At 70.2% G+C, this 21822-nt stretch carries 12 protein-coding genes and 1 pseudogene; 1 reads left to right on the forward strand and 12 read right to left on the reverse strand.

The genetic code is table 11. The features are described from left to right. Window position 1: 1 nt before the first annotated feature. From J7E91_RS17180 to rplU, 5 genes are all read right to left on the reverse strand, one after another. Complete coding sequence (locus J7E91_RS17180; protein WP_308376688.1) at window positions 2-2125, reverse strand: hypothetical protein; 2124 nt, start codon at window positions 2123-2125, stop codon at window positions 2-4. A gap of 135 nt (window positions 2126-2260) precedes the next feature. Further along, complete coding sequence (locus J7E91_RS17185) at window positions 2261-3760, reverse strand: bifunctional cytidylyltransferase/SDR family oxidoreductase (protein WP_214904989.1); 1500 nt, start codon at window positions 3758-3760, stop codon at window positions 2261-2263. Between the two features lie 227 nt (window positions 3761-3987). Continuing rightward, window positions 3988-5421: a GTPase ObgE gene (obgE, locus tag J7E91_RS17190; protein ID WP_214904991.1), complete on the reverse strand. Its 1434-nt coding sequence runs from the start codon at window positions 5419-5421 to the stop codon at window positions 3988-3990. A 132-nt stretch (window positions 5422-5553) separates the two neighbouring features. Then, window positions 5554-5811: a 50S ribosomal protein L27 gene (gene rpmA, locus J7E91_RS17195; protein WP_069928781.1), complete on the reverse strand. Its 258-nt coding sequence runs from the start codon at window positions 5809-5811 to the stop codon at window positions 5554-5556. Between the two features lie 12 nt (window positions 5812-5823). Next, on the reverse strand, window positions 5824-6144 hold the full coding sequence (gene rplU, locus J7E91_RS17200; RefSeq protein WP_028813461.1) for a 50S ribosomal protein L21: 321 nt from the start codon (window positions 6142-6144) through the stop codon (window positions 5824-5826). A gap of 441 nt (window positions 6145-6585) precedes the next feature. On the opposite strand from rplU, the gene J7E91_RS37055 reads away from it, so the two are divergent. Then, window positions 6586-8589, forward strand: a complete 2004-nt coding sequence (locus tag J7E91_RS37055; RefSeq protein ID WP_214904993.1) for a glycosyltransferase — start codon at window positions 6586-6588, stop codon at window positions 8587-8589. A gap of 76 nt (window positions 8590-8665) precedes the next feature. Here the strand turns inward: J7E91_RS37055 and J7E91_RS17210 are convergent, their stop codons facing one another. From J7E91_RS17210 to mrdA, 7 genes and pseudogenes are all read right to left on the reverse strand, one after another. After that, window positions 8666-12403, reverse strand: a complete 3738-nt coding sequence (locus tag J7E91_RS17210) for an Rne/Rng family ribonuclease (RefSeq protein WP_214904996.1) — start codon at window positions 12401-12403, stop codon at window positions 8666-8668. Between the two features lie 230 nt (window positions 12404-12633). Further along, the gene (locus J7E91_RS17215; protein WP_028813459.1) at window positions 12634-13416 is read right to left on the reverse strand and encodes a TIGR03936 family radical SAM-associated protein; all 783 of its coding nucleotides are present in this window, start codon (window positions 13414-13416) and stop codon (window positions 12634-12636) included. Between the two features lie 129 nt (window positions 13417-13545). After that, a complete protein-coding gene (locus J7E91_RS17220; protein WP_214904999.1) occupies window positions 13546-14733 on the reverse strand; it encodes a hypothetical protein in 1188 nt (395 codons plus the stop codon). Between the two features lie 120 nt (window positions 14734-14853). After that, the gene (locus J7E91_RS17225) at window positions 14854-16779 is read right to left on the reverse strand and encodes a TIGR03960 family B12-binding radical SAM protein (protein WP_214905002.1); all 1926 of its coding nucleotides are present in this window, start codon (window positions 16777-16779) and stop codon (window positions 14854-14856) included. 51 nt (window positions 16780-16830) lie between these two features. Further along, window positions 16831-18389: pseudogene (locus J7E91_RS17230) on the reverse strand (CHAD domain-containing protein). 45 nt (window positions 18390-18434) lie between these two features. Further along, entirely contained in the window at window positions 18435-19634 is a 1200-nt protein-coding gene (gene rodA / locus J7E91_RS17235; RefSeq protein WP_214905016.1) for a rod shape-determining protein RodA, read from the reverse strand. After that, window positions 19634-21802 carry a penicillin-binding protein 2 gene (mrdA, locus tag J7E91_RS17240; protein WP_214905019.1) on the reverse strand — a complete coding sequence of 723 codons (2169 nt, stop codon included), beginning with the start codon at window positions 21800-21802 and terminating at the stop codon, window positions 19634-19636. Before mrdA ends, rodA begins: the two co-directional genes overlap by 1 nt. Window positions 21803-21822: the final 20 nt, after the last annotated feature.

The following is a 21822-nucleotide window of genomic DNA, read 5'->3' on the forward strand; positions in this document are numbered from 1 at the left end:
GTCAGCCCACCACGGTCGAGTCGACCCCGGTGGACTCCGGCGCGGAGTCGCTCGGGTCGGCCGCGGCGAGGGCGGCCTCGACGCCGGTGCGCTGGGCCACCCCCTGGTTGCGGGCCTCGGACTTGGCCGCCAGGGCCCGTACGGCGTCGTTGAACTGCACGATGGACGCGGGCTCGTCGGGGCCCAGCAGGTACGCCTTCAGCTCGCGCCGCGCCTCTGCCAGCGGGTCGGCGCTCTCGCCGCCCCGGATGGCGGCGAGCAGCTCACCGAGCGGCTCCGCCCGGTTGTTGAGGATCACGGCGGCGCGTACGGCGGTGTTCTGCTGCTTGAACTCCTCGACACCCAGCTCCGCGGAGTCGGTCACGGCGTACGGCTTGCCGCTCGCGATGAAGTCCGACACCACGCTGGAGATGTCGGAGACCATACCGTCCGACTCGTTGAAGCAGTCGTACAGGCGCGGCTCGGCGCCGGTGATGACCCGGTGCTCCCACCACCCGAACGAGCGCCAGTACGCGTCGTTCCACTCGTCCCTGAGCTTCGCCAACTCGGCCTCGCGCGCCGGATCGGGCAGAGCGTCGCGGGACGTCTCCGCCTCGTCCTTGCCGCTCTTGGGCGCGCCCTTGCCCGTGGCGCCCAGCTCGCCGAGGCGCTCCTCGATGCGGGCCAGCTCGGCCTTGGCCGCGGCCTGCTCCGCCCGGAGCGCGGCGGCGTCCTTCGCCCAGCGGGGGTCGGTGGCGCGCTCGGCGGCCGCCGCCTCCACCATGGCGGTGATACGGGCGTGGACGGCCTTGGCCCTGGGGCTGCGCGTCCCGGTGAAGGGGTGCGGCTTGTAGAGCACCCGGACCGGCTCCTCGGCCTCCAGCAGGCGCCTGACGATGTTCTCGCCGGCCAGCAGGATCGAGGTGTTGCCCGGGTTGTCGTCCCAGCCCTCCCACGTGGGGGCGTACAGGACGGTGGGAACGGGGTTCTTCGGCGTACCGCTCCAGGTCTGGATCGGGGCGAGCTGCGGGCGGCCCACCTCGACGATGTCCTCGTCGCGGACGCCGACGTCGGCGAGCGCGTAGCGGTCGCGGCCGGCCCGGCCCGCGCTCCACACCTCGTCGTACACCTTGCTGAACGGGTTGATGCTCGCGACCTTGTCGCTGTCGCCGTGCCCGATGAAGACGTGCTTCATGGTGGGGACGCGCAGCATGTGGATGTTCTTGCCGACGTTGGCGGCGTAGAGCGCGACGCGGACCGTGGACAGGTCCATGTTCATCAGGTGTGTGGCGCTCGGGACGCAGATCACCGGCACCGACGTGGGGCCGAGCTGCGGCACGATGTGGCGCTCGCGCAGGATGATCAGCGGCCTGCCGTCGAGCTGCTTCATCGTCTCCAGCCACATGTTGACCTGGTACGCCGACTCGCGGGAGCCGGAGAAGTACAGGACCGTGGTGGGGCGGTAGTCGCGCAGCCAGGTGTCGATGCCCTCCAGGACGGTGTCCACCGGCGGCACGCGACGGCCGCGGCGCGTGTACGGCAGCAGCACCGCGACGTAGGCGACGGCCAGGACCAGGGTGATCGCGAGGCCCGCGTAACCGACAACGTGCGCTCCGCTCTGGACCGCGATGAGCACGCCTGCCACGGCGAAGACGTCGAGGTGCAGCATCTTCTCGGCGGATCGGTTCAGCAGCCGCTTGGGCGGGGCCGGCGGGATGTTCAGCATGCCGAGGTCGATGTTTCGGGTGACCACCGGCATCCTGCGGCGCAGGCGGATCAGCGTGACGAGCGCGCCGTGCGGGGCCTGGAGTGCGTAGAACAGCAGGAGGGACGCGATCGTCACGTAGAAGATCGTCTGCTCGGCGAGCTGCATACGGGCCAGCAGCAGGATCAGCAGCAACTGGCGCACCAGGAAGCGGATCGGGAGGCCGGCCCGGACCTTGCTGAGACGGTTGATCAGGTAGCTGTTGCGCCGGTGCAGATGCCGGTCCGCGAGGTACGTCGCGGCGACAGCGGCCGCGAAGAACCAGAGGTTCGGGATCAGCGCGGCCAGCATGACGCACGGATACCCGAGGCCGATGACAGCGGCGGCGGCCAGTTCGGACCCGCTGCCCACGCGGGCCAGGCGGATGGCGGTCGAAATCACGAAGAACCTGCTCCAGAGGGGTGCCGGTTATTTACGGTGCAATGGAATTGTGAAGTCCGGTTTCACGAAGTCGGGCCTCTGTAAATCGCAGCTTTGGCGACTACAGAGGCCCGAATCGTTAATTGTCAAGCAGTATTACACATCTTCCTGACGGTCCAGGACGGCCGCCAGCGCCTGCTCGAAGCCCGACGCCTCGGACGCGCCGCGGGTCGGGTCCACCTGCCGTACGTCGATGACGTGACCGGTGAGCTCCGAGAGCAGCACGTCCAGCGACGTACGGGCCACGGCCTCGGAGGACAGCAGCGAGCCCGCCGGCTCGTCACCGAACGCCTTGGTGCGCATCGGGGTCGCCGTGCGCTCCGGGTTGACGCAGTTGACGCGCACGCCGTCGGCCGCCCACTCGTCGGCGAGGGCCTGGGTGAGGTTCACCATGGCGGCCTTCGTGGAGGAGTAGAGGCTGTACTCGGCGCGGCCGCGGGTGTAGCTGCTGGACGTGTAGAGCAGCAGCTGGCCCTTGGTCTCGGCGAGGTACTTGTGCGAGGCGCGGGCGATCTGCACGGGGGCCAGGTAGTTGACGTTCAGCGCTTCCTGGATGGTCGTGTTGTCCGTCTCGGCGAGCTTGCCGATGCGGAGCACGCCCGCCGTGTTGATCACGTAGTCGACGCGGCCGGTCTCCGAGTACGCCTTCGACAGGGCGTCGTCGACGTGCTCGGGGTTCTCGACGTGCGTACCGGTGGTGGAGCGGCCCAGTGCGTACACCTTGGCGCCGTAACTCTCGGCGAGAGTCGCGATGTCCGCGCCGATGCCGTACGAACCACCGAAGACGACCAGCGTCTTGCCGGCGAGGAGCTCGCGGTACGCGGCCTCGTCGGCCTGCTGCGGGGCGGCGGTGGAGGCGAGCTGGAACAGCTTGTCGGCGATGAAGACGTCGACCGGCTGCGTCACCTTCATGTTGTACTCGTCGCCCGCGACGACGTAGATCGGCACGTCCGGCAGGTACTTCAGCACGACCGAACAGTCGTCGGTGGCCTGGAAGTTCGGGTCACTGGACGCGACCTCGTACGCCTTGCGGATCGTCGACAGCTTGAAGGCCTGCGGGGTCTGGCCGCGGCGCAGCCGGGACCGGTCCGGGACCTCGGTGATGAACTCGCCGTCGCCGCCGTGCGTACGCGTCACGATGATCGTGTCCGCGGACGGGATGGCCACGTCGACCGCCTCGTAGCGCTCCAGCGCGTCGACGCAGTCCTGGATCACACGCTGTGACAGGAGGGGGCGTACCGCGTCGTGGAAGAGGACGTTGCGGTCCTCGCCCTCGGCGAGACCCTCGCCGAGGGCCGAGATGGCGCGCTCGGTGGTCTCGTTGCGGGTCGAACCGCCCTCGATGACCTTGGTGACCTTGGCGAGGCCGGCCTTGGCGACGATCTTCTCGACGTCGGGCACGTAGCCCGGCGCCATGAGAACGATGATGTCGTCGATGCCTTCAGCCTGCTCGAAGATCGACAGCGTGTGCTCGATGACCGCCTTGCCTGCGATCTTCAGCAACTGCTTGGGGATCGACAGACCCACACGCTGACCGGTACCACCGGCGAGCACTACTGCTGTGGTTCGGGGCTTGGCTATGGGCTGCACAGACACAGACGACCTACCTTGCGAGGGCTGGGAGACAGGGTGATGGTCGCACTCTCCGTGACCGTCTCGCAAGGTGGACTTCCTTCTGCCGACACCTGTACGAAACCTGCACCGCGCTCAATCGCCGTGCGGGACCGGACACTTGGGCCCGCACGGCGACCGGCGGCACGTCCCGGAGGGAGTGAGGGTTCACACCCCCGGGGTGAGCGATGCCACAGGGAGTGGTGTCCGGCCTAGAAGGGGTCGAACTCGTCGTACTCGCGCTGCGAGTCGTCGCGCTGGGCCTCGCGGTCCTTGCGGCGGGTCGCCGCCGGACGCGGGGCCTCCAGGCGGTGGTCCTCGCCACGGCGGCCGAGCATCTCCGCGCCCGCCATCATCGTCGGCTCCCAGTCGAAGACGACCGCGTTCTCCTCGGGGCCGATCGCGACCGCGTCACCCGCACGGGCTCCGGCCTTCATCAGCTTGTCCTCGACGCCGAGGCGGCTGAGGCGGTCCGCGAGGTAGCCCACGGCCTCGTCGTTGCTGAAGTCGGTCTGACGCACCCAGCGCTCGGGCTTCTCGCCGCGCACGCGGTAGACGCCGTCCTCCTCGGTGATCGTGAAGCCCGCGTCGTCGACGGCCTTCGGGCGGATGACGACACGGGTCGACTCCTCCTTGGGCTTCGCGGCGCGCGCCTTGGAGACGACCTCGGCCAGCGCGAAGGACAGCTCCTTGAGGCCGATGTGCGCGACCGCCGACACCTCGTAGACGCGGTAACCACGCGCCTCCAGGTCCGGGCGGATCATCTCCGCGAGTTCCTTGCCGTCCGGAATGTCGATCTTGTTGAGGACCACCACACGCGGCCGGTCGCCCAGACCGCCGTACTGCGCCAGCTCCTCCTCGATGACGTCGAGGTCGGTCAGCGGGTCACGGTCGGACTCCAGCGTCGCCGTGTCCAGTACGTGCACGAGCACCGAGCAGCGCTCGACGTGCCGCAGGAACTCCAGGCCCAGGCCACGGCCCTGGCTCGCGCCGGGGATCAGGCCGGGGACGTCGGCGATCGTGTAGACGGTCGAACCCGCCGTGACGACACCGAGGTTCGGGACGAGCGTGGTGAACGGGTAGTCCGCGATCTTCGGCTTGGCCGCGCTCAGCACCGAGATCAGCGAGGACTTGCCGGCGCTCGGGTAACCGACCAGCGCCACATCGGCGACGGTCTTGAGCTCCAGGACGATGTCGCCGCCCTTGCCCGGCTCACCGAGCAGCGCGAAGCCCGGCGCCTTGCGGCGGGCCGAGGCCAGCGCCGCGTTGCCGAGGCCGCCGCGGCCGCCCTCACCGGCGACGTACGTCGTGCCGTGGCCGACCATGTCGGCCAGGACGTTGCCGTCCTTGTCCATGACGACCGTGCCGTCGGGAACGGGCAGGATCAGGTCCTGGCCGTCCTTGCCGGAGCGGTTGTCGCCCGCACCCGGCTGGCCGTTCGTGGCCTTGCGGTGGGGGCTGTGGTGGTAGTCCAGCAGCGTGGTCACGGACTGGTCGACGACGAGGGTGACGTCGCCGCCACGCCCGCCGTTACCGCCGTCCGGACCGCCGAGCGGCTTGAACTTCTCACGGTGTACGGAGGCGCAGCCGTGGCCTCCGTTACCCGCGGCGACATGCAGTTCGACGCGGTCCACGAAGGTGGTCATGGGTGGGTCCTCCAGTACATACGGAAATGTCTACATACGTAACACGCCAAGGGCGGCCGCGCTTCCCCGTTCCCCGGGAAAGAGCGTCCGCCCTCGGAAAGTGCTGTGTGTACCGCTCGACGAAAGCCGGAATTACTCGGCGATCGGAACGATGTTCACAACCTTGCGGCCACGGTGCGTGCCGAACTCGACCGCACCGGCGGCGAGTGCGAACAGCGTGTCGTCGCCGCCACGGCCGACGCCCGAGCCCGGGTGGAAGTGGGTGCCGCGCTGGCGGACCAGGATCTCACCGGCGTTGACGGCCTGACCGCCGAAGCGCTTCACGCCGAGCCGCTGGGCATTGGAATCGCGACCGTTCCGAGTGGACGATGCGCCCTTCTTGTGTGCCATGTCTCAGTCCCTTTACTTCGCAGCCGTGGGGATACCGGTGACCTTGATCGCCGTGTACTGCTGGCGGTGACCCTGGCGACGGCGGTAGCCGGTCTTGTTCTTGTACCGAAGGATGTCGATCTTGGCACCCTTGTGGTGGTCCACGACCTCGGCGGTGACCTTGATGCCGGCCAGGACCCACGGGTCGCTGGTGACGGAGTCGCCGTCGACCACGAGCAGGGTCGAGAGCTCGACCGTGTCGCCAACCTTGGCCGTGGGAATCTTGTCAACCTCAACGATGTCGTCGACAGCAACCTTGTGCTGGCGACCACCGCTGCGCACGATGGCGTACACGCTGATCTCTCTTTCGCTCGGGACGGGACCCCTGATGCCAGCCGCTCGCACGGGCCGTGAGGCCCGCGACGAATCCGAATGGACGAGCGGCCTCTAACGGCTCCCCGAAGGAGTGCCGGAAGGGAGGTGCTCAGGAGATGGCGTGCACAAAAACACGCCGACGGTCAAGAGTACGGGCCCTGAGTTGAGGGGTCAAACCGGCCCCGTCGCACCCCACCCGCCCCGCGAAGACGCAAGATTGTCACGGCATGGCGTCTGCGGCGCCGGAGACAAACACACCACCACCGAAGGTCAGTTCGGTCCTTCGCTTCTCCCACACGTGCAGTACCTTCACGTACAGCACGCCTCGCATCCACAGATCCCGCAAGGGCCGACCACGGCGGCCGACGCTTCCCGCGATCGCGGCACAGCTCACCGAGCCGCACGAAACGGGAACAACGAGTGACCACCCCAGACATATCCGTGATCATCGGTGCGTACAACGCCATGCCTTATCTGTCGCGGACCCTCGCGTCGGTCGTCGGGCAGACGATCGGACACGACCGCATGGAGATCATCACGGTCAATGACGGCTCCACCGACACCACGGGTGAAGAGCTGGAGCGGTTCGCCGCCGACTACCCGGGACTCTTCCAGGTCGTCCACCAGGAGAACTCCGGCGGCCCCTCCGCCCCGCGCAATGTGGGACTCGACCGCGCGAAGGGCCGGTACGTCTTCTTCCTCGACGCGGACGACTACCTCGGCGAAGAGACCCTGGAGCGGATGCTCGCGGCTGCCGAGACCAACCGGACCGATGTCGTGCTCGGCAAGATGGTCGGTGTCAACGGACGCGGCGCGCCCGCCTCCATGTTCGTACGCAACCAGCCGCGCACCGATGTCTTCAACTCCCGGGTGTACTGGGCGCTCAACCCGCTCAAGCTGTTCCGCCGCGACTTCGTCGAGCGTCACGGACTGCGCTTCCCCACCGGCTACAAGGTGTGCGAGGACCAGCTCTTCACCGCCCTCGCCTATCTGCGCGCCGACGGCATCTCCGTCGTCGCCGACTACGAGTGCCTCTTCATCGTCAGGCGCGACGACGGCCAGAACATCACCGTCACCACGCACGGCGCGGGCCAGCGCATCCGCGCGCTGCGGATGATGATCGACCTGGTCGAGGAGAACGTCCCCCCGGGGCCCGACCGCGACGTACTGATGCACCGCCACCTGACGATCGACATGTACCACGCGCTGCTGCACCTCGAGCGCGAGACCGATCGGGCGGTGCAGGAGAAGCACCTCGGTGAACTGCGCGAGATGCTGACGGGCTCGTACCCCGACTCGCTCAGGACCCGCGTCAACGCCATCACCCGCCTGCGCTCGGAGCTGGTCCTGCGCGGCCTGCTCGACGAACTGCTCGTGCTGGAACGCGCGGACAAGGCCCACCGGGCCGCCGGCACCTCCCCCGAGATCCTGGTGGAGGACGGCCGGGCGTACGCCCGTCTGCCGTTCTTCCGCGACCCCGAGGCCGGCATCCCCGACGACTGCTACGACATCACCCGCGAGCTCCAGGCGCGGCACCGGCTCGACTCCGTGTCCCTCGAAGGCACCCGGCTGACCCTGACCGGCCACGCCTATCTGCGCCGCGTGCCGGGCCTGCGCCCCGGCGCCGAGCTGGTGCTGCGCGAGCGGGACAGCAAGGCCGAGCACCGCGTACCGGCACAGCCCAGGGCGGTGGACGGGCTCGGCGCGGACGAGGACGGCGGGGCGTACTCCTACACCGGCGCGGGCTTCTCCGTGACCGCCGACCTCAGCACCGTCGCCGGTGGTGAGCGGCTGCCGCGCGGGCTGTGGGACGTCTTCGTCGCACTCGACACCGACGGCGTCACCCGCGAAATCCGGTTCGGCCACCAGCGTCTCCCCGAGGTCGACGCCAGACCGGCCACGCATGTCGTGGGCCGGGGCGACGACACCATGGCCGTCGCTCTCTACTTCACCAAGCCGTACAGCAACCTGACCGTCGACGTCGGCGAGAACAAGCACCTCGTCAGCGACAAGCTCCGCGTCGACGACGTCGCCTGGTCGAAGACCGACGCCGCGACACTGGAGATCACCGGCTCCTGGAAGCTGGCCACGCTGCCGCTCGACGCGCTGAGCGTGCGCCTGGGCAACGAGGACGGCGGGTTCACCGACTTCCCCGTGACCCGCCGCGGCGACAAGGGTTTCACCGCGTACGTTCCCCTCTCCGGCCTCGCGGCAGGCACCTGGACGGCGTCCCTGCTGCTGGCCGGGGCGGGCGGCGCCTCCTGGCTCGTGACCGTACCGGCACGCCGGGGCATGGCGGCCGGCCGGTGGCGACGGTTCGGCCTGCCCTGGTACGCCGTGCCGGCCCCCGGCAGTGAGCGGTTCACCGTGCGCGTCGACCGGGTCCGGGTGGGCAAGGCCCTGGCGGGGCGTCTGAAGCGCTGACGCCGTCGCCAACGCCCGAGGGCCGCCCCCCGTGACGGGGGGCGGCCCTCGGGCGTTGTGCGGCGCGTCCCTGAGGTCAGTCCTCGGTGGGGGCAGAGACCGCCGACTGCGACTGCTGCTCCGCGGCCGAGGTCTTCTTCGAAGCCGACGCCTTCTTGGCCGTCGTCTTCTTCGCCGTCGTCTTCTTGGCTGCCGTCTTCTTGGCCGCCGCCTTCTTCGCGGGTGCCTTCTTGGCGGCCGTCTTGCGAGCCGCCTTCTTGGCCGGAGCCGCGGCCTCGGCCTCGGCCTCGGTACCGGCTTCAGCACCGGCCCCGGCGCCCTTGCCGGTCACCGGTGCCTCGACGACCAGCACGGCCGCCTCTTCGGCGCCCTTGGGCGATCCCGCCGGGGCGGAGGCCTTGCGCGTCGCACGACGACGCGCACGCGGCGGAGCCGCCGCTGCGGGCTCCTCGGCCGGAGCCTCGGTCACCGACTCAGCGGCCTTGGGCTCCTCCACCACGGGAGCCGGAGCAACAACCAGGACCTCCTCGGCCACGGGGGCCTCGGCGGTCTTCGGCGCACCGGCCGGAGCCGTCGCCTTACGCGTCGCACGGCGCCGCGTACGGGCCGGGGCAGCCTCCTGCACGACGGGCTCGGGCGCGGGCTCGACCACGGGCTCTGCCGCAGGCTCAGGCTCAGGCTCCGCAACGGCGGCCGGCTCCGCCGCCTTCGGCGCGCCGGCCGGGGCCGTCGCCTTGCGCGACGCACGACGGCGCGAACGCCCACGACCCGCAGCCGCCTCGGCCTCAGCGGCGCTGCTGTACAGCTCCTCGTCCGGCACGAAGGCGTCCGACAGCGGCTCCGCCGCGGGGGGCTCGGGAAGCGCCACCGGCGCGGCCACCTCGGCGGCGAGCTCGGCCTCGGTCTCCACCTCGGCTTCGGCCTCGATCTCGACCGGCTCCACGTGCTCGTGCTCGGCCTCGGCGCCACGGCCGCGCTTCTTCGCGCGCTTGCCACCGCCACCGGCGGCGGTCGGCTGCTCCATGTGCACGATCACGCCACGGCCGTTGCAGTGGACGCAGGTCTCGGAGAAGGACTCAAGGAGACCCTGGCCCACCCGCTTGCGCGTCATCTGGACCAGGCCCAGCGACGTGACCTCGGCGACCTGGTGCTTCGTACGGTCGCGTCCCAGGCACTCCAGCAGGCGCCGCAGCACCAGATCGCGGTTCGACTCCAGGACCATGTCGATGAAGTCGATGACCACGATGCCGCCCAGGTCGCGCAGCCGCAGCTGACGCACGATCTCCTCGGCCGCCTCCAGGTTGTTCCTGGTCACGGTCTCTTCGAGGTTGCCGCCCTGACCGGTGAACTTGCCGGTGTTGACGTCGACGACGATCATCGCCTCGGTCTTGTCGATGACGAGCGAACCGCCGCTCGGCAGGTAGACCTTGCGGTCCAGCGCCTTCATCAGCTGCTCGTCGATCCGGTACGTCGCGAAGACGTCTACCTCCGACGTCCAGCGCGACAGCCGGTCCGTCAGGTCCGGGGCGACGTGGTTGACGTAACCGTGGATGGTCTGCCACGCCTCGTCACCGCTGACGATGACCTTCGAGAAGTCCTCGTTGAAGATGTCGCGCACGACGCGGACGGTCATGTCCGGCTCGCCGTAGAGGAGCGTCGGACCGCTGGTCGCGCCGCTGCTCTTCGACTTCTTGACGATGTCTTCCCACTGCTGCTGCAGGCGCTCGACGTCGCGGCGCAGCTCGTCCTCGCTCGCACCCTCGGCTGCGGTGCGCACGATGACGCCCGCGTCCTCGGGAACGATCTTCTTGAGGATGGTCTTCAGACGCGCGCGCTCGGTGTCGGGCAGCTTGCGGCTGATGCCGGTCATCGAGCCCTCGGGCACGTAGACCAGGTAGCGGCCGGGCAGCGAGACCTGGCTGGTGAGGCGGGCGCCCTTGTGGCCGATCGGGTCCTTCGTGACCTGCACGAGGACCGACTGGCCGGACTTGAGGGCCGACTCGATGCGGCGGGGGCCGTGGCCCATGCCCAGCGCGTCGAAGTTCACCTCACCGGCGTACAGGACCGCGTTGCGGCCCTTGCCGATGTCGACGAAGGCGGCCTCCATCGACGGCAGTACGTTCTGGACCTTGCCCAGGTAGACGTTGCCGACGTACGAGGTCGACTGCTCCTTGTTGACGTAGTGCTCGACGAGGATGTTGTCCTCGAGCACGCCGATCTGGGTGCGGTCGCCGTTCTGGCGGACGACCATCACGCGCTCGACGGCCTCGCGGCGCGCCAGGAACTCGGCCTCGGTGATGATCGGGACGCGACGGCGGCCCTGCTCACGGCCCTCACGGCGGCGCTGCTTCTTCGCCTCCATACGGGTCGAGCCCTTGATGGACTGGACCTCGTCGAAGCCGGTGCCCGGCTCGCGCTCCGCTGCTTCCTTCGCACGCCGTTCCCGTGGCTCGCGGACCTTGACGACCGTACGCTCCGGGTCGTCGACGCCGTTGGCCTCGGCCTCGGCGGCCGCGTCACCACTGCGACGGCGACGACGGCGGCGACGACGGCTGGACGCGGAACCCGCACCCGCCTGGTCGTCCTCGTCCTCCTCGGCGCGCTCTTCCTCCTCCTCGGCCCGCTCGGCGGCGGCCTCCTCGGAGGTCTCCTGCTCCTCGGCCTCCTCCGTGTCGGCGAGCTCGCCACGGCGGCGGCGACGGCCACCGCGGCGACGGCGGCGCGCCCTGCGGTCCTCGGCCTCCTCGGACTCGTCGTGCGCCTCTTCCTCGCGCTCTTCCTCAAGGGCCTCGGCCGGCTCCCCGGGCTGCGGCGCGGGCTCGACGGCGCGCTCGGGCCGCTCGGCACGCTCCGCGCGCTCGTCCTCGGCGGGCTCACCGCGGCGACGGCGACGGCGGCCGCGGGGTGCGGCCTGCGGCGCGGGAGGGGCCTCGATGGTGACGGTCTCCTCCGCCTCCTCTTCCTCTTCCACGTCCTCGATGAAGTCCGGCTCATTGACCCGGGCGGCGGCGGCAGCGGCGGCCGTCTCGGGGGTCTGGAACATCGGCTCGGTGAAGACCGGGGCCTGGAACACGGCCACGGCGGGCCGCGTCGCACGGCGGCGCGAACGCGCCGGCTCCTCGGCGGCAGCGGCGGCGGGCTTCGGGGCAGCCACCTCAGCGGCGGCGGCCTCGTCGGCGGCCTTACGACCCGCGCGACGGCGCGGCGTACGGCCACGGGGCGCCTCTTCGGCCTGCTCGGCCACGGGCTCCGCGGGGGCGGGCTCGGCGGCGGCAGGCGCCTCTTCGGCCACGGCTTCGGCCTCGGCGGGCTTCGGCGCACCGGCAGGCGCGGTCGCCTTACGGGTCGCACGACGACGGCCACGCCCACGCGGCGCCTCTTCGGCAGCCTCGTCGGCTACCGGGGCGGCCGGGGCAGGGGCTTCGGGAGCCGCAGGGGCCTGTGCCTCCGCGGCGGCCTCGGCCTCGGCGGGCTTCGGCGCACCGGCGGGCGCGGTCGCCTTACGGGTGGCGCGGCGGCGCGTACGGGCCGGCGGAGCGGCCTCGGCGCTCTCCGCGGGCGGTGCGGACTCTGTGCTCTGTGCGGGCTCGCTCACGGCGGCACCCTCTCCGGCCGGTATGGCCGGAGCCGCGGCCTCTGCAGTCTCGGCGGTCACTACGGCCTTGGCGTCACCGGCCGGCGGACCGGCAGGGCGCGAGGCAGCACGGCGCCGGCGGCGCGGCGGCAGCGTGTCGCTGGGCGAGTTGTTGTCGTTGTCCCCGGTGGTACGCGCGGTACCTGCCGAGGGCTCAGTGGAATCGTTCGGCTCAAGCATGCGGGCGGTTCTCCCGTCACGCTCCCGGGCGCCACACCTGATTCCGGTCCGGTCCGGTCCGCGCGATGAGCGCGGTACCGCCGTCCGGGGCGCGGGCGCCGCACGGGAGCTGTTGTCTAGCTCGCCGGTTCCGTACGCGGTATGCGCACGGCCTGGCGAAAGTCTTCTGGTCAGTACGCGGCCCGACCCAGGTGGCTCCCGAGTACCAGGGCTGCGCTACGACGACCGCCCTACGCGGAACCTGCACCTTCCGGCGCCTTCGCGGCGGTCAGTCCGGCGGCCGTGGGTGGGGCGGCCGTGACTGCCTCGCGGTCGGGCGCGAGCGGGTCGGTCACCGTGCCGGACTCCTCGTCGAAGAGCCCCTGCGCCAGCCTGGTCACCGCTGCGGGGACCGGCGGCGCCAGGTCGGCCACAGCTCGGAGACCGGACAGGACGTCGTCGGGTCGTACGGCGGGTGTCAAATGCCGAACAACCAGCCGCAGTATCGCACAGGGCTTGTCGTCCGGCCTATCGGACGGTGGACGAACGGCCTGGAGATCTGCGACGGCGCTGCGGGCGTCGAAGGACCGCATGCCGTTCTTGGTACGGCGCTGGACCTCGACGCTCTCAGCGGCGAGGAAGGCTTCGACGGCCTTCTCCGCGTCTTCGGGAGCGACACCGTCGAGGCGCATCTCCCATACGGAAGCCTGCAGCCGGTCGGCGAGACCCGACGTGCGGGCTTCGACCGCGTCCGTGATGTCGAGCCCGTCCGGGAGCGACTCGTCGAGCAGCTCGCGCAGCTCGTCGGCGTCGCGCGTGGCGGTCAGTGCGATCTCCAGGTACTCGGCCTCGCTGCCCGTACCGGTGGGTGCGGCATTGGCGTACGAGACCTTCGGGTGCGGGGTGAAACCCGCCGAGTACGCCATGGGTACGTCGGCGCGTCGCAGCGCCCGCTCGAAAGCGCGCTGGAAGTCACGGTGGCTGGTGAACCGGAGGCGGCCGCGCTTGGTGTAGCGCAGTCGGATGCGCTGCACCGCCGGTGCGGGCGGCGGGCCTTCGGGCTGTCGCTTGCCCAGTGGTTCTTCTCCTCGTGCGGGGCGGCGCGCTGTCCGCGCGTCACCCTTCCGGCGTGGGGGTCGCCCCCTCGCGTCCCGGCGGCCGGCTCACCCCTGCCTGGCTGTGCTTCCGCCAAGCAGGGAGATCTCGGACGCGGGTGCCGCGCTGGGGGCAGTGGTCTTACTACCCAGAGTACGCGCAGGAGTCCGCACCGGTTCCACGGCCTCGGCCGGACCCGCACCGGGCCCCGCCGCCGGCCCGGTGTCCGCAGGGCCCCCGACGAGGGCGCGCCACGCGTCGCGCCGGGCCTGGCGCACGGTTTCGCGCGCGCTGCGCAGCGCCCCGCGCGCCGCCCGGCCGGCTTCGAGGCCCGCCCGCTTCACCGGCGCCCAGAGCGTGTCGCGCACCCAGTGCCCCACCGGCGTACACACACCGAGCCACACCCAGCGCACCGGCCTGCCCACCAGATTCCACCCGAGCCACTTCAGCGCGCGCCCGACGGCCCGCGAGATGTACCCGGCGATGCGCCAGGCGTGCCCGAACGCGGCAGCGGTCTCGCGCCCGGCCGGCACCAGCACCGCGCGCCAGAGCCACGCGACGGGCGTCACCAGGACCGTCATGACGCACCAGGCCAGCGCGCGCCCGAGACCGGCGGCCAGCCAGGCGATGCCCCGGCCCAGCGGCGCGAGCACGTATCGCCACAGCGCCACCCAGGGCCACACGAACACCGCCTTGCCCAGCCACGCGAGCACGCGCCCGACCGGGGTGAGGACGTTCTCGTACAGCCACACCACCGGCACCACGACGAGCACCCTGACCAACCAGGCCACTGCCGTGCCCACGGCACGCGCGGCGACCGCGAGCGCGTGCCCGACGGTGTGCCCGAGCCAGGCGAGTCCGTGCCCGACCGGGGTCAGCACCTGCCGGTACAGCCACACCGCCGGTGCCACGATCCCGTACCGGACGACGGGCACCACGACGTACTTCCACAGCAGCACCCAGGGCATCACGAGCAGGGCGTGCGCGACGTACCCGAGCGCCTTGGCGACGGGGACGACGACCTTGCGGTACAACCACACCAGCGGTGTCACGACCAGCAGTTGGCAGACCGCGCCGAGCGCGCGGCCGACCGCTTTCCCGCAGACGGCGAGCAGGTCCCACACCATCCGCACGGGAACCACCAGGACCAGCACGACGATGCGCACCGGAATCCTGATGACGGCGGTCAGACAGCCCTCCGCCTGCGGCACCTCACGCCGCGGCGCGGGCGGCTGCGGCTGCTTTTCGAAGTCCATGCCCGGATAGACGCGTCAGCCCGCCGTCCGGATCCAGAATCGGAGCCCGATGCTGATCCGTAACGCACGAAGGCCCGGCCAAGAAGCTTTCCCCGGCCGGGCCTTGGACGTGCGTCCCCGCTACTTGACCACCGTCAGCGGCAGCAGCTTCTTGCCCGTCGGGCCGATCTGGATCTGCGTGTCCATCTGCGGGCAGACACCGCAGTCGAAGCACGGCGTCCAGCGGCAGTCCTCGACCTCGGTCTCGTCGAGCGAGTCCTGCCAGTCCTCCCAGAGCCAGTCCTTGTCGAGACCGGAGTCCAGGTGGTCCCAGGGCAGGACCTCCTCGTACGTACGCTCACGCGTGGTGTACCAGTCGACGTCCACACCGAAGTCCGGCAGCGTCTTCGCCGCGGCGTCCATCCACCGGTCGTAACTGAAGTACTCGCGCCAGCCGTCGAAGCGGCCGCCGCCCTCGTAGACCGCGCGGATGACGGAGCCGATGCGCCGGTCGCCGCGCGAGAGGAGTCCCTCGACGATGCCGGGCTTGCCGTCGTGGTAGCGGAAGCCGATGGAACGGCCGTACTTCTTGTCGCCACGGATCTTGTCGCGCAGCTTCTCCAGGCGGGCGTCCGTCTCCTCGGCGGAGAGCTGTGGGGCCCACTGGAAGGGGGTGTGCGGCTTGGGCACGAAGCCGCCGATGGAGACCGTGCAGCGGATGTCGTTCTGCCCCGACACCTTGCGGCCCTCGGCGATGACCTTGACGGCCATGTCACCGATCTGGAGAACGTCCTCGTCGGTCTCGGTGGGCAGGCCGCACATGAAGTACAGCTTCACCTGACGCCAGCCGTTGCCGTACGCCGTCGAGACCGTCCGGATGAGGTCCTCTTCCGAGACCATCTTGTTGATGACCTTGCGGATACGCTCCGAACCGCCCTCGGGGGCGAAGGTCAGGCCGGACCTGCGGCCGTTCCTGGTCAGCTCGTTGGCGAGGTCGATGTTGAACGCGTCCACGCGGGTCGACGGCAGCGAGAGACCGATCTTGTCTTCCTCGTACCGGTCCGCGAGGCCCTTGGCGACGTCCGCGATCTCGGTGTGGTCGGCCGAGGACAGCGACAGCAGGCCGACCTCCTCGAAGCCGGTCGCCTTGAGACCCTTCTCCACCATGTCGCCGATGCCGGTGATGCTTCGCTCCCGCACGGGGCGCGTGATCATGCCGGCCTGGCAGAAACGGCAGCCGCGGGTGCAGCCGCGGAAGATCTCGACGGACATCCGCTCGTGGACGGTCTCGGCGAGCGGGACCAGCGGCTGCTTCGGGTAGGGCCACTCGTCGAGGTCCATGACGGTGTGCTTGGACACGCGCCACGGCACGCCGGACCTGTTGGGGACGACGCGGCTGATGCGGCCGTCGGGCAGGTACTCGACGTCGTAGAACCGGGGCACGTACACGCCACCGGTCTTGCTCAGCCGGAAGAGCACCTCGTCACGCCCGCCGGGACGGCCCTCGGCCTTCCAGGCGCGGATGATCTCGGTGATCTCCAGGACGGCCTGCTCGCCGTCACCGATCACCGCGCAGTCGATGAAGTCCGCGATCGGCTCGGGGTTGAAGGCGGCGTGCCCGCCCGCGAGGACGATCGGGTCGTCGAGCGTACGGTCCTTGGACTCCAGCGGGATGCCCGCCAGGTCCAGGGCGGTGAGCATGTTGGTGTAGCCGAGCTCGGTGGAGAAGCTGAGCCCGAAGACGTCGAACGCCTTGACGGGCCGGTGCGCGTCCACCGTGAACTGCGGGACCTCGTGCTCGCGCATGAGCGCTTCGAGGTCCGGCCACACGCTGTACGTGCGCTCGGCCAGGACTCCCTCACGCTCGTTGAGTACCTCGTAAAGGATCATGACGCCCTGGTTGGGCAGCCCGACCTCGTACGCGTCGGGGTACATGAGCGCCCACCGCACGTCCGTGGCGTCCCAGTCCTTGACGGTGGAGTTGAGTTCGCCGCCGACGTACTGGATCGGCTTCTGGACATGCGGGAGAAGCGCTTCCAGGCGTGGGAAGACCGACTCGACAGGCATCGTGTGTCTCTCATGAGCTGGCAGGGGTGACCATCAAGCGTACCCCGGCCCTCAGCCGCCCAGATCCGCCCGCAATTTCCCGGCCGTGGCCGGCTTCCACACCCGCGGCAGCTCGCTTTGCCCGGCCTCGGCGGCGGCTTCCTCCCGCCCGTACAGCAGGCCCCAGGTGAACGCCGTCTCGCCCGCCGCGTGGGCCTGGGCGCCCAGAGTCCGCAGGGTCTCCCGCGCCACCACGCTGTCCTGGTGCGCGCCCAGCGCGGACTGGACGGCCTTCACCCGCTTCGAGAACCGCTTGGCGGGCTTCCCGAGGGCGGGCCGGGCGGCGTCGGCGGCGTAACGGGTGCGCTTGGCGGCCTTGCGGGCGCTGTGCAGGGCCCGGTCCCGCTCGTCACCGGGGGCAGCGAAAGGGCCGCCTCCATGCGCTGGGCCAGCCGGCCGTAGTCCTTGCGGACCGCCCTGGGCAGGACCCCGGCGGCGGGCCTCGACGCGGCTCGGCGCAGCGGCGGGTCGGCCAGCAGGGCGTGCAGCGTGGCGAGGAGGTCCAGGTACCGCCGGCTGTCGAGCGCCGCGAGGGTCTTGGCGCGCGAGCTCTCCCGGCCGGCCACGGACCAGACGCGCAGCCGTCCTCGTACCGGGCCCATGAGGAGCGTCTCGGATACGTCGTCGATCCGGGCGCGGAGCCGGGCGTCCAGCACCTCCTGGTCGCGGTCCACGCCCAGTTCCCGTGCCAGCCACTTCAGCTCGGCTGCGACCGGGTCGGTGACTGTCCGGTCCAGGACCTTCCGGTAGGTGCGGAAGGCGCTGCGCAGCCGGCGGGTGGCGACGCGCATCTGGTGGACCGAGTCGGGCAGGTCGCGCCGTACGGCCGCGTCGTGTGCCACCAGGGATTCGTACTGCTCGCGCAGGTACGCGAGGACGTGGTCGCCCGCGGTCCCGGAAGCGGGTGGGGCCGGCCTGTCCTTCTCGGGCTTCTGCCACGACGGTGCCGTGTCCTTCAGGGCCCTGGCCAGCTTGGACGCCGACGTGGACGGGCGCAGGCCGGCCTTGCGGAGTTTCTTCCCGACCGCGTCGAGGAAGGCCGGGTCACCCTTGTCGGCGAGCTCGACCTCGATCTCGGTCCAGTGGGTGGTGGCGCCGGAGGCCGGGACACCGAGCCGCTGTGCGGTGACGGTGTCGACGCTGACCTCGGCGAGCAGTTCGCCGCGGGCGTCCAGGAGGTGGCGTACGTCGCGCACACTGCGCAGCCGTACGACGGGAACGACTGGCTCCGCGCGGGTCCGGGACCGCGTCAGGGCGACCAGAGCGGTTGGCGGATCGTCCGTCAGCGGCTCGCGGATCTCGTCGCGTACGTCCGGGGAGACCGGGAGCTTGAGGTGCCAGCCGGCGTCGGCGCCGCCGGTGCGGCGGCGCAGCGTGATGGAGTCGGCGGCGAGCCGCAGGTCGGCAGTGTCGTAGTAAACGGCGTCGAGTTCCGCGACACCCTCGTCCCGTACGGTCGAGACGCCGGCCACCTTGGTCAGGTCGGGCAGCCGGGTCTCGTCGTGGGCCTTCGCCGAGGCATCCGCTGAGGCTTCGTACTTCCGCTCTGTCTCGCGCTTCGTGTCCGCCATGCACCGAATCTAGACGCGATCGCGGCTCCTGGGCAGGTGCACTGGCTATGCCGACATCGGCCGCTGCACCCTGATCGACTGGAGCAGCCCGATCGCGACCCAGACCGCGAACATCGACGACCCGCCGTACGACACGAACGGCAGCGGCAGGCCCGCCACCGGCATGATGCCGAGCGTCATCCCGATGTTCTCGAACGACTGGAACGCGAACCAGGCGATGATGCCGCCGGCCACGATCGTGCCGTACAGCTCGGTCGTCTCGCGGGCGATGCGGCAGGCCCGCCACAGGACCACGCCGAGCAGCAGCAGGACCAGTCCGGCGCCCAGGAAGCCGAGTTCCTCACCCGCGACGGTGAAGACGAAGTCGGTCTGCTGCTCGGGTACGAACTGCCCGGTCGTCTGGCTGCCCTTGAAGAGGCCGGTGCCGGTGAGGCCGCCGGAGCCGATCGCGATGCGCGCCTGGTTGGTGTTGTAGCCGACGCCGGCCGGGTCGAGTTCGGGGTTGGCGAACGCGGCGAAGCGGTTGATCTGGTACTCGTCGAGCAGACCGATCTGCCAGACCACGACGGCGCCGATGGCTCCGGTGCCGATGAGGCCGAGGACCCAGCGGTTGGACGCCCCGGAGGTGAGCAGCACCCCGAGGATGATCACCGCTATGACCATGACCGAGCCGAGGTCGGGCATCAGCATGATGACGACGATCGGTACGACGGCGAGGCACAGGGCCTTGACGACGGTGGGGTGGTCGGGATGCTCCTGATCGCCCGCGTCGACGCGGGCGGCGAGCAGCATCGCCATGATCAGGATGATGGTGATCTTGGTGAACTCGGAGGGCTGGAGGGAGAACCCGCCGCCGAGCACGATCCACGCGTGCGCACCGTTGATGGTCGCGCCGAGTGGTGTGAGGACGAGCAGGACGAGCACCACCGACAGTCCGTAGAGCACGGGGACCGCGCCGCGCAGGGTGCGGTGCCCCAGCCAGATCGTGCCGATCATCAGCACGAGGCCGATGCCGGTGTTCACGATGTGGCGCCAGAGGAAGTACTCCGGGTCGCCCTGGTTGAGCTGGTCGCGCGTACGGGTCGCGGACCAGACCAGCAGCGCCCCGATGACCGACAGCGCGAGCGACGCCCAGAGCAGCGGCCAGTCGAGCCGGCGCACCACGGAGTCGCGGGCGGTGAGCTTGGCGAGGGTGCCGCGCTCGGGGGCGTACCGCTGGACGGAGAAACCGTGCGGGCCGGCCATCAGTCGCCACTCCTGCCGATCGCGATCTGCTTGTCCGCAGCCGGGTCCTTGGGCTTCTCGGGTACGTACGGCCGGATCTCCGGGGCGTCGATGGAGCCGTCCCTGCCGATCTTCGGAAGCTCCTTCTGCGGCTTGGGGAGCAGGGCCTTCTTCGGGTTGATGTCGCCCTCGTCGCTGACGCCGTAGAGCGCGTCGTAGATGTTGCGTACGGCCGGCCCTGAGGCGCCGGAGCCCGTACCACCCTGAGAGATCGTCATGACGATCGTGTAGTCGTCGGTGTAGGTGGCGAACCACGAGGTGGTCTGCTTGCCGTAGACCTGGGCGGTGCCGGTCTTGGCCCGCATCGGGATCTTGTCCTGCGGCCAGCCGCCGAACCGCCAGGCGGCGGTGCCGCCGGGCTCGACGACGGAGCGCAGGCCCTTGTCGAGGTCGCTGATGGTCTGGGCGTCGACCGGCAGCTTGCCGCGGGGCCTGGGCTTGATCTCCTGGATCTTCTTGCCGTCGGGGCTGATCACGGCCTTGCCGAGGGTGGGGTTGTAAAGGGTGCCGCCGTTGCTGATGGCGGCGTAGGCGGTGGCCAACTGGATGGGGGTGATGAGGACGTCGCCCTGGCCGATGGCGAAGTTGATGCTGTCGAACGCCTTCAGCTGATTGCCTTCGAGGCAGCTCTCGTAGGCGATCTGCTCGACGTAGCTGCCACCCTTCTTACCCTGCTTGCACCAGGCGTCCTTGTTGGCTGCCCAGAAGTTCTGCTTCCACTGGCGGTCGGGGATACGGCCCTTGACCTCGTTCGGCAGGTCGATGCCGGTTTCGGCGCCGAATCCGAAGTCATGGGCGGTCCGGTAGAACCAGTCGTGGGCGTTCTTCTTCGGCTTTATTCCGCCGTCGCGCTGCCACTCCTGGTGGCCGAGACGGTAGAAGACGGTGTTGCAGGAGAACTTGAGGGCGTCCCCGAGGGAGATGGGGCCGTGCCCCTTGGACTCGAAGTTCGCGAAGCTCCGGTTGCCCATGCTGTAGGAACTGCTGCAGTTGTAGCGGCCGTCGAAGGGGTAGCCGGCCCGGACGGCCGCGCTCGCCGACACCACCTTGAAGACCGAGCCGGCGGGCGCCTGGCCCTGGATGGCCCGGTTGAGCAGCGGGTAGTTGGATTTCTTGTCGGTGAGCTTGGCGTACTCCTTGCCGGAGATGCCGCCGATCCAGGCGTTGGGGTCGTAGTCGGGCTGGGAGGCCATCGCGACGACTCGGCCGGTCTTGGACTCCATGACGACGACGGCGCCCGCGTCGGCCTCGTACGGGCGTCCGGTGATCTTGTCGTTCTCCTTCCGGACGGTTTTCATCGCCTGGTGGAGCTCGTACTCGGCGACGCCCTGGACCCGGGCGTCGATGCTGGTGACGACGGAGGATCCGGGCACCGTCGGGTCGTTCTCCGCCTCGCCCATGACACGGCCGAGGTTGTCGACCTCGTAACGGGTGACGCCGGCCTTGCCGCGCAGTTCCTTGTCGTACGTACGCTCAAGTCCGGAGCGGCCGACCATGTCGGAGCGCAGGTACGGCGACGGGCCGTCCTTCGCCTTCTCGATCTCCTCGTCGGTGACCGGCGACAGGTAGCCGAGAACCTGGGCCGTCCTGGCCTTGCCGGGCGCGGTGTAGCGGCGTACGGCCGTCGGTTCGGCGGTGATGCCGGGGAAGTCCTCGGCGCGCTCGCGGATCTGGAGGGCCTGCTTGGTGGTGGCCTCGTCGGTGACGGGGATCGGCTGGTAGGGCGAGCCGTTCCAGCAGGGCTGGGGGGTCTCGTTGTCGCAGAGCCTGACCTTGTCGGCGACTTCCTTGGGCTTCATGCCGAGTACGCCGGCGAGGCGGGCCAGTACGCCCTTGCCGTCGTCCTTCATCTTCATCAGCTCGGTGCGGCTGGCGGAGACGACGAGGCGGGTCTCGTTGTCGGCGAGCGGCACGCCGCGGGCGTCGAGGATCGAGCCGCGGACGGCGGGCTGGACGACTTGCTGGACGCCGTTGCCGGCGGCTTCGGCGGTGTACTCGTCGCCGTTGCGGATCTGGAGGTACCAGAGGCGGCCGCCGAGGGTGAGCAGGAGGGAGAAGACGAGGACCTGGATGATGATGAGCCGGATCTGGACCCTGGGGGTCCGCCCGGTCTCGGGAATGTTGCTCAAGCCGTCCCCTCCTCGAAGTC

Source organism: Streptomyces sp. ISL-99 (assembly GCF_018614005.1).
Taxonomy (GTDB): Bacteria; Actinomycetota; Actinomycetes; order Streptomycetales; family Streptomycetaceae; genus Streptomyces; species Streptomyces flavidovirens.